Genomic DNA, 2,455 nt, shown 5'->3' on the forward strand with positions numbered 1-2,455 from the left:
GTAAGCGTCCGGCGATCACATCTTTTATTTACTGACTGATCACGCATCATATCCCTCACTGTTGTTAACCGTGAGAGTCATGAATGCCTGCATTAAAAGAACCAGACCGGCGTAGGGTCTTTTCGCCTGAGTTCAAATGGCAAATTGTCCAGGCTGCGAAAGAGCGTACCTTGTCGGTATCTGAGCTTGCGCGCAAATACGACGTGAATACCAATCAGGTCTTTCGCTGGGTACGTGAAGCCGACAGGGGGAGCGCCTTGTGGGTCCGGCGCGTTCAAGGCGAACCCGAAACGCCGGTGGCACCACTACCATTTATTCCCATCATCACCAAGCGGGCTGAGCCACAGCAGACAGCACACCAACCAGCCATCACAGTTTCGTTTCGAAGTGGTCATCAACTGGTGTTGCACGAAGCGACACCGTGTATCTTGCAGCAATTGGTGGTGGCATTGTCATGATTACCTTATCTCATGAATTACGCGTATGGCTGTGTGCCGGATACACCGATATGCGCAAAGGCTTTGATGGCCTGGCGGCCATGGCACAGCATGTGTTGCAGAAAGACCCCTTTAGTGGTCATGTGTTTGTTTTTCGTGGGCGACGTGGAGACCGGCTCAAACTGCTCTGGTGGGATGGTCAGGGGTTGTGTCTGTTTTACAAGCGCCTAGAGCAGGGACGGTTCGTGTGGCCAAGTGCAACATCCGGTGCCGTTCATTTAACTCAGGCCGAATTGGCGTTGTTGCTGGAGGGCTTAGACTGGCGCCCGCCTGCCAGAAAAAATACGCCAAAAAATGCTACATAAGCACATTTAATCAATGAGTTAGCTGCCATTTTATGCTATCATGCAGGGCATGAAAACGATGGCATCACACTTACCCAGTGACCCGAAACAGTTGCAGGAAATTATCCTTCAACTGCAGTCGACGCTTGCTCAGCAAGATACCGTCATTGCCTCGTTACGCCACCAGTTATCCGTTTTAAAACGCGCCCGCTTCGGGCGTTCGTCCGAACATCTCGACAAACAAATTCATCAGTTGGAATTGCAACTTGAAGAGCTGGAGATGCAGACCAGTGCCTTACCTAAACCAGTTGCACCGGCCAAAGAGGACAAAGTGACGCCACGTCGACGCACTTCTCTACCTGCACAATTGCCGCGAGAAGAGCTGTGTGTTGAAGCAGCCTGCCAGTGTCCGGCATGTCAGGGCGAATTAACCCATATCGGTGATGATGTCTCTGAAATGCTGGATGTGGTCCCTGCATCGTATCGGGTTATCCGCATTGTACGGCCAAAGTTCAGCTGCAAGCACTGCGACACCTTGGTGCAAGGTCAGGCGCCTGAGCGCGTCATTAAAAAAGGACTGGCCAGTGCCGCTTTACTCACTCAAGTGATGGTCAATAAATACCTCGACCATCAGCCGCTGTACCGACAGGCTGAGCGGATGGCGCGTGAAGGCATTGATATCGAGCGCTCTACCCTGGCGGACTGGGTAGGACAAACAGGTGCGTTACTCACGCCATTGGCTGAGGCCATCGGTCGTCATGTAAAAGCTGCCACCCACGTGCATGCGGATGATACCACCGCACCGACGCTATCACCGGGCAAGGGTCGCACGCAAACCGGACGTTACTGGACCTATGTGCGTGATGGTCGCCCTTGGGGGGATACCACCGCACCTGCGGTCTGGCTGCAGTACAGTGAAGACCGCAAAAGCATCCATCCCACCGAGCACTTAAAAGGATACAAAGGCTCGCTCCAGGCCGATGCTTATGCCGGTTACAACGAATTGTACAAGCAGCAAATAACACCCCACGGATGCTGGGCGCACGTGCGACGTAAGTTCTATGACATCACCCAGTCGGGCCCTTCGCCGTTCGCTGATGAAGCGATAACCGTCATCCAATCTCTCTACGTGATTGAGAAACAAGCTCGCGGCAAGCCACCGGATGAGCGACAACGTATCCGGGCAGCACAAGCCAAGCCCATCCTTGAGCGATTCCATAGCTGGCTGCAAGCAACCTTGCGCACCTTATCGAAAGGCTCGCCACTGTCCAAGGCTATCCACTATGCCGTGAAGCAGTGGGAGGCACTGGTTGCGTATGTGGATAATGGGTATGCTGAGATTGATAACAACAGTGCAGAGCGGTCATTGCGACCAATTGCCTTGGGCAGGAAAAATTACCTGTTTGCAGGTTCAGTGGCTGGAGGTGAGCGTGCTGCCGTGCTCTATTCAATACTCAGTACCGCTAAACTCAACGACATCAATCCGAATGACTACCTGACCACGGTACTCAAACGTATCGGCAATCATCCCATCAACCGTATCGATGAGCTGCTACCCTGGAACATCGACTTATCCCCCCAGCCTAGTGAGGCGATTTAAGGCATTAAGTGTCCACTAAAAATTAAGTGGACACTTAAATTAGAACTTCAACCTGTGATCGCCGGACGCTTACA

Annotated in this window: 3 protein-coding genes; all 3 read left to right on the forward strand. The window is 52.6% G+C overall.

Features of this window, described 5'->3' with window-relative positions:
* Positions 1 to 83 precede the first annotated feature (83 nt).
* The 3 genes from QWY20_RS18425 to tnpC are packed head-to-tail and all read left to right on the forward strand — an operon-like array spanning position 84 to position 2,381.
* On the forward strand, positions 84 to 458 hold the full coding sequence (locus tag QWY20_RS18425; RefSeq protein WP_330130444.1) for a transposase: 375 nt from the start codon (positions 84 to 86) through the stop codon (positions 456 to 458).
* Positions 455 to 802 carry an IS66 family insertion sequence element accessory protein TnpB gene (gene tnpB, locus QWY20_RS18430; protein ID WP_330130445.1) on the forward strand — a complete coding sequence of 116 codons (348 nt, stop codon included), beginning with the start codon at positions 455 to 457 and terminating at the stop codon, positions 800 to 802. Before QWY20_RS18425 ends, tnpB begins: the two co-directional genes overlap by 4 nt.
* 49 nt (positions 803 to 851) lie before the next feature.
* On the forward strand, positions 852 to 2,381 hold the full coding sequence (tnpC, locus tag QWY20_RS18435; RefSeq protein WP_330130446.1) for an IS66 family transposase: 1,530 nt from the start codon (positions 852 to 854) through the stop codon (positions 2,379 to 2,381).
* Positions 2,382 to 2,455: the final 74 nt, after the last annotated feature.

The organism is Alkalimonas cellulosilytica (assembly GCF_036325985.1).
In the GTDB taxonomy this organism is placed as follows: domain Bacteria; phylum Pseudomonadota; class Gammaproteobacteria; order Enterobacterales; family Alteromonadaceae; genus Alkalimonas; species Alkalimonas cellulosilytica.